Here is a 6,000-nt window from a genome sequence, read left to right as displayed (position 1 = left end):
GACGGTGGGCCTCGCGGCCGCGCTGGCGTTGCCGGTCCCGGTGACGCTTGCCGCGGCCATGGTGGTCGGCACCGTCGTGGTGCGCGGCCGCGCGGCGCGTGCGGCGCGGCGGCGGGAGCGAGAGGCCGCGGTGCTGCAGGGCGCGCTGGGCGTGCTGATCGGCGAGCTGCGCATCGGGGTGCACCCCGTGGCGGCGCTGGAGTGCGCGGCGTGGGAGAGCGACGGCCCGGTGGCGGCCGTGCTGTCGGAGGTCGCCGCGCGCGCCCGATTCGGTGCCGACGTCGCCGTCGGCCTGCGCGATGCCGGGCACGGTGTGGCCTCCGCGGCGCACTGGGAGCGGCTGGCGGCGTGCTGGCGACTCGCCCACGAACACGGCCTCGCCATCGCCACGCTGCTACAGACCGCACACCGCGACGTCGTCGAACGCGAGCGGTTCACCGCTCGGGTGCATGCCGGGCTGGCCGGTGCGCGCGCCACCGCCGCCGTGCTGGCCGGACTGCCGCTGCTGGGGGTCGGGCTGGGCCAGCTGATCGGCGCTCACCCGGTGCGGTTCCTGCTGTCGGCGGGAATGGGCGGCTGGGTGCTGGCGGTCGGCGTGGCGCTGGCGTGTGCGGGCCTGGCGTGGTCCGACCGGATCATCGGGCTGGTGGCGCCATGACGTGGGCGGCGATGTTCCTCGCGGCGGCGCTGCTGCTCGGTGGGCGCCGGGGTGACCGGCTGCGGCCCGCCACGCGACCTCGGCGGCCGTCGCGCCCCGACGCCGGTGATCCGCTCGCCGTCGCCTCGACCCTCGACGTCTTTGCGGCGTGCCTGACCGCCGGCATGACGGTCTCCGGGGCGGCGTCCGCCGCGGCCGCGTCGGCCCCGCGGACGATGGCCGACGCGTTGGCGCGTGCCGCCAACCTCTTGGCGCTGGGCGCCGACCCCGCCCGTGCATGGGCGGACGACGAGACCGCCGACCGGCACGTCGCCGCGCTGGTGCGGCTGGCCCGGCGTTCGGCGGCATCGGGGACCGCGCTGGCGCAGGGTGTCGGCGACCTCGCCGAGCAGTCGCGGCTGGACGCCGCCGACGCGGCCCGCGCGGCGTGCGAGCGGGCGGGCGTCCTGATCGCCGCACCGCTGGGCCTGTGCTTCCTGCCGGCGTTCCTGTGCCTGGGCATCGTGCCGGTGGTGATCGGCCTCGCCGGTGAGGTGCTGGGCGGTGGGTCGTGGTGACCGTGGCTCGCGGACGGTCCGCGGCCACCGAGTGTGGGAGAGGACGACATGAGGGGAGATGTCATGTGGGACAGCGTGATCGGATGGACGCGTGCCAGGTTGAGGTTGCTGGCGACCGACGAGGCGGGAATGTCGACGGTCGAATACGCCATCGGCACCATTGCCGCCGCGGCGTTCGGGGCGATCCTGTACTCGGTGGTGACCGGCGACTCCATCGTCGGCGCGCTCACCAACCTGATCAGCCGCGCGCTCACCACCAACGTCTGACCGGCGATGCCGGCAGCGTCACGGTCGAGGCGGCGCTGGCGCTGGCCACCCTGGCCGTCGTGCTGGCGCTGTGCATCGCCGGGGTGGGTGCGGTGGCCGTGCACGTGCGGTGCGTCGACGCGGCGCGGGAGGCGGCGCGCCTGGCCGCCCGGGGACAGGACGCGACGACGGTGGCGCGGCCTGCGGGGGCGCAGGTCGTGGTGCGCCGCGACGGCGACCGGGTGGTGGCGCGGGTCAGCGCGCCCGCGCCGCTGCTGCCGGGCGTGGTGGTCGACGCCGAGGCGGTCGCCGCGATGGAGCCCGGCCGGCGATGACGACGGTGTGGCGACGGTGCTGGCCGCGGTCCTGGTGGTGGCGCTGGTGGTCCTGGCGTTGGCCGGGGTCGCCTTGGGGACGGCCGTGGCGGCGCGGCACCGGGCGCAGGGCGCGGCCGACCTGGCCGCTCTTGCTGCCGCCGGGACGCTTGCGCTGGGCCCGTCGGCGGCATGCGCGACGGCGGAGTCGATCGCCGCCGAGATGCGCGGCGCGGTGACCAGTTGCCGGGTGGACCGGCTGGACGTGATCGTGCGGGTCGAGGTGATCGCGCGGCTGGGTCGCTGGGGTGTCGGCGTGGCCCGGGCGCAGGCCCGTGCCGGGCCCGTCGAGGAGGAGGACGCCCTAGCGTGTCGTGCCCGCCCGGACGCGGCGGCGATGGTCCATCAGCTCCGAGCGCGTCGGCAGGCGCAGCGACACCAGACCCGCGTACACGTCGTCGGACAGTTCGACCCGGTTGAGCGTCACGTGGATCGGCGTCCAGCCGCCGCCGTGGGCAGGCAGGCGTAGCACGCGGGCCGTCGCGTGCGACGTGAACTCGCGGCGCATCGCCTCGATCTCGTCGGCGTCGCCGGGGTGCACCAGCGTTTCCTGGTCACGTTCGCGCCAGTCGAAGAGGGGGCACGGCTCGTCGAGCCACTTCAGCGGCGACCACGTGTGCAGGTCGACGATGACGCGGTGCACGCCGGGGGTGGCGGGGCTGGCGAGCACGCGTTCCCCCATGTCGGCCATGCGGATGGTGGCGTCGTCGGACACGCTGCGCCAGTTCATCGCTCGGCAGACGATCACCTCACGGTCACCCCCCGGCTCGACGACGATGCGCGCGACGAAGCCCACCGTGATGGGGACTCCGGCGAAGTCGACCAGATCCCAGGTGCTGCAGTGCAAGACGCCGGGCTCCGGTCGGATCGCGAACGTGAGCGCCTGGATCTCCTTCGCGTTGAGGTCGCGCGTCGGCAGGTCCTCGGCGAACACCCGGCCGTGGGTCGTCTCGACCGTCGGGTCCAGCCCGCCGTTGAGCAGGGATTCCGGTGTGTCGGTGGCGATCTTGTTGGTGAGGTCCCACTTCAGGGGGCCGGGGATCACGCGCACCGGCGGCTCTTCGTCGGGCGGGCCGATCCACAGGTGCACGCCGTGGATGGTGCCGTCGGTCATCTGCACCACCTCGGTGCGGATCACGCGATCGTGTCGGGGCGTGATGCTGCTCAGCGGTTGACCGCCGCGCACGGTCTCGGCGATCGCGGTCTGGATGGCCATGAGGTAGGGGTTGCGCCGCAGGAACGTGGTGATGGGCGCCGCGTCCAGGGTGCGGTTGCCGTCGGCGACCACGACCGGTTCGGCGCCGAGAGTCTCCACGAGCAGCCAATCGTGGGTCATGGAAGGTGATCCTAACCCCGCGAACTGGCAGACGGCTGGGTCGCGGGAGCTGCTTCGAAATCCGAATCAATTGCGTGGCCGCACCGGTTGCCGACCTTCGCGGATCGGGGCGAAATCGCAGGTATGGGTTGCGTTTGGCCTTGCCGAGAGGTATTTTTCGTCTGCGCCCGGTCCGCCGGGAGGCACGCACGAATCGCGTTGTCGTGGCGTTCGTTGCGCTCCGCACCTCGGGTGCGGTCGGTGGGCATGTCGGGGTCCGTGGTCGACGACCGTCGAGGGGTGGGTCGTCTCCACGGATGGGGCGCGCCACCTCACGCCATGGCGGATCTTCCCAGCTCGTCGAGCACCAGTCGCAGCACGGTCACCGCGCCGGCCTTGTCCAGCGGATCGTTGCCGTTCCCGCACTTCGGCGACTGCACGCACGACGGGCAGCCGGCGGGGCACTCGCACGCCTCGATCGCCTCCGCCGTCGCCCGCCACCACGTCGCGAGGCGACGGAATCCGCGGTCGGCGAAGCCGGCGCCGCCCGGATAGCCGTCGTAGACGAAGATCGTCGGCAGTCCATCCTCGGGGCCCGTCACCGTCGACACCCCGCCGATGTCGCCGCGGTCGCAGCTGGCCACCAGGGGCAGGAGGCCGATGGCGGCGTGCTCGGCGGCGTGCAGCGACCCGGGGAAGCGCAGCGGGTCGAGCCCTCGCGCCAGCAGCGCCTCCGGCGTGAGGGTGCACATCACGGCCATGGTGTCGAGGGTCTGCGTGGGTATGTCCAGTTCCACCGAGTCGATGACCTCGCCGTTCAGCCCGCGACGCAGGTAGCTCGTCACGGTGTGTGACACCGACACCGGCACCAGCCCGATCGTCACCGCACCGTGGCTGCGGCGCTCGCCAGGCCCGTTGACCGCGATGTCGGTGACCTCCCGCGCCGACGTGCTGTACCCGGGATCGTCGGCGCGCACGAAGGCGATCCCCTGTTCGAAGTCCAGGTCGTCGACGACGTAGGTCTCGCCGCGGTGCAGGTACACCGCGCCGGGGTGCACGGCCGCCGGCGCTTGGCCGGCGCCGGTGGTGCCCAGCATGCGGCCGGTGCCGGTCTCGAGGATCGCGATCTGACCGCCCGAGCCGCCGCGGATGTCCACGGCGGGATGGGGGTCGACGCCCGGGGTGGGGAAGTAGCCCGACGGTCGGCGGCGGAGCAACCCGTCGTCGACCAGGCGTGCGGCCACCGCCTCGGCGTTCCAGGTGCGCACCTCGGCGTCGGTCAGCGGCAGTTCGGTCGCCGCGCACAGCAGCTGCGGTCCCAGCACGTACGGGTTGGTCGGGTCGATCACCACGCGTTCGATCGGCTTGTCCAGCAACGCTTCTGGATGGTGCACCAGGTAGGTGTCCAGCGGGTCGTCGCGGGCGATCAGCACGATCAACGCGCTCTGACCGCGTCGCCCGGCCCGCCCGGCCTGCTGCCAGAAGGACGCCACGGTGCCGGGGAAGCCGGCCAACAGCACGGCGTCCAGCCCGGCGATGTCGACGCCGAGTTCCAGCGCGTTGGTGGTGGCGAGCCCGCGCAACCGACCGTCGGACAGGGCGCTCTCGAGTGCCCGTCGTTCCTCGGCGAGGTAACCGGCCCGGTAGGAGGCCACCTGGTCGACGAGGTCCGGGGCCAGGCTCTCCAGCCGGGCGCGCGTGCCCAGCGCGGTCAGTTCGGCGCCGCGGCGGGATCGGACGAACGTCAGCGTGCGGGCACCCTCGACGACCAGGTCGGCCATCACGCGGGCGGCTTCGGATCCCGCGGTGCGGCGCACCGGCGCTCCGTTCTCACCGACGACGTCGGTGCGCAGCGCCGGCTCCCACAGTGCGACGGTTCGGCTGCCCTGCGGCGAACCGTCCTCGGTGACCTCGGCGACGGTGTGCCCGAGCAGTTCCGACGCCGTCTCGGCGGGTGCGGCGGCGGTGGCGCTGGCGAAGAACACCGTCGGCTGCGCGTCGTCGGGCGCGTACCGCGCGCACAGCCGGATCAGCCGTCGCAGCACCATGGCCACGTTGGAGCCGAAGATGCCGCGGTAGTAATGGCATTCGTCGACCACCACGTACCGCAGGTGGCGGAGGAAGACCGCCCACCGCGCATGGTTGCGCAGCAGCGACAGGTGGATCATGTCGGGGTTGGAGAAGATCCAGCGTGACCGCTCGCGGGCGAACTGCCGTGCCTCCGTGGAGCTGTCGCCGTCGTAGGGGCTGGGGGCCACGGAGCCGAGACGCTCCACGGTGCCGCACAGCGCCTGGGCGGCGCGCAGCTGGTCGTGGCCGAGCGCCTTGGTGGGGGACAGGTAGAGCACGCGGGCGCGGGGGTCCTCGGCCAGGGCGGTGAGGATCGGGAGTTGGTAGGCCAGTGACTTTCCCGACGCGGTGCCGGTGCTGAGCACCACGTGGCGGCCCTCGTGGGCGAGGTCGGCGGCGGCGACCTGGTGACTCCAGGGTTCGGTGACGCCGCGCTCGGTGAACGCCGCCACCACGTCGTCGGGAACCCAGGTGGGCCAGGGCCGCTGCCGGGCCCCGCGGGCCGTCAGGTCGGCGACGTGGCGCAGCGGGTGCTCGTCGGGATCGCCGCCCGCGACCGCCCGCTCGAGCAACTCGCGGCCGAAATCCGCTGACAGACCCGACACTGGGGCGCCCTCCTAGACCGTCGTCGACGGGGTGTCCCGCGTCCGGCCGACGCGGCGAAGATCACCCCAGGTGAATTGTTCACCACGGACACGTTGCAACTCTGTCGTGGCAGCCAGGATCGTGATTGACTTGTCCCGGTCGCAGCTTCTGTGTTCGTGTCACCACTCGCAGGAA

General features: G+C 73.2%; 6 protein-coding genes and 1 pseudogene. 5 read left to right on the top strand and 2 right to left on the bottom strand.

From position 1 onward, the window contains the following. From AC30CM_RS20730 to AC30CM_RS20710, 5 genes and pseudogenes are all read left to right on the top strand, one after another. Positions 1–658: type II secretion system F family protein (locus AC30CM_RS20730; RefSeq protein WP_490118791.1), on the top strand; the 658-nt coding region annotated here is incomplete at its 5' end. After that, positions 655–1,215, top strand: a complete 561-nt coding sequence (locus AC30CM_RS20725) for a type II secretion system F family protein (protein WP_490118790.1) — start codon at positions 655–657, stop codon at positions 1,213–1,215. The genes AC30CM_RS20730 and AC30CM_RS20725, both read left to right, overlap by 4 nt. 63 nt (positions 1,216–1,278) lie before the next feature. Then, a complete protein-coding gene (locus AC30CM_RS20720; RefSeq protein WP_490118796.1) occupies positions 1,279–1,482 on the top strand; it encodes a DUF4244 domain-containing protein in 204 nt (67 codons plus the stop codon). Beyond that, positions 1,479–1,796: a TadE family type IV pilus minor pilin gene (locus AC30CM_RS20715; RefSeq protein WP_490118795.1), complete on the top strand. Its 318-nt coding sequence runs from the start codon at positions 1,479–1,481 to the stop codon at positions 1,794–1,796. Before AC30CM_RS20720 ends, AC30CM_RS20715 begins: the two co-directional genes overlap by 4 nt. A 7-nt stretch (positions 1,797–1,803) precedes the next feature. Beyond that, a pseudogene (locus tag AC30CM_RS20710) lies at positions 1,804–2,109 on the top strand (Rv3654c family TadE-like protein); the annotation flags it as partial. Positions 2,110–2,139: 30 nt separating this feature from the next. On the opposite strand, the gene AC30CM_RS20705 reads toward AC30CM_RS20710, so the two are convergent. Both AC30CM_RS20705 and AC30CM_RS20700 read right to left on the bottom strand, forming a co-directional pair. Then, complete coding sequence (locus AC30CM_RS20705; protein ID WP_490118789.1) at positions 2,140–3,171, bottom strand: PAS domain-containing protein; 1,032 nt, start codon at positions 3,169–3,171, stop codon at positions 2,140–2,142. A gap of 311 nt (positions 3,172–3,482) precedes the next feature. Continuing rightward, entirely contained in the window at positions 3,483–5,825 is a 2,343-nt protein-coding gene (locus AC30CM_RS20700; protein ID WP_490118788.1) for a DEAD/DEAH box helicase, read from the bottom strand. Between the last annotated feature and the right edge of the window lie 175 nt (positions 5,826–6,000).

This window comes from Mycobacterium sp. DHQP2018-32-09, from assembly GCF_058148405.1.
The sequence above is the reverse complement of the archived record's forward strand: the minus strand, read 5'-3'. Positions and strand labels throughout refer to the sequence as shown.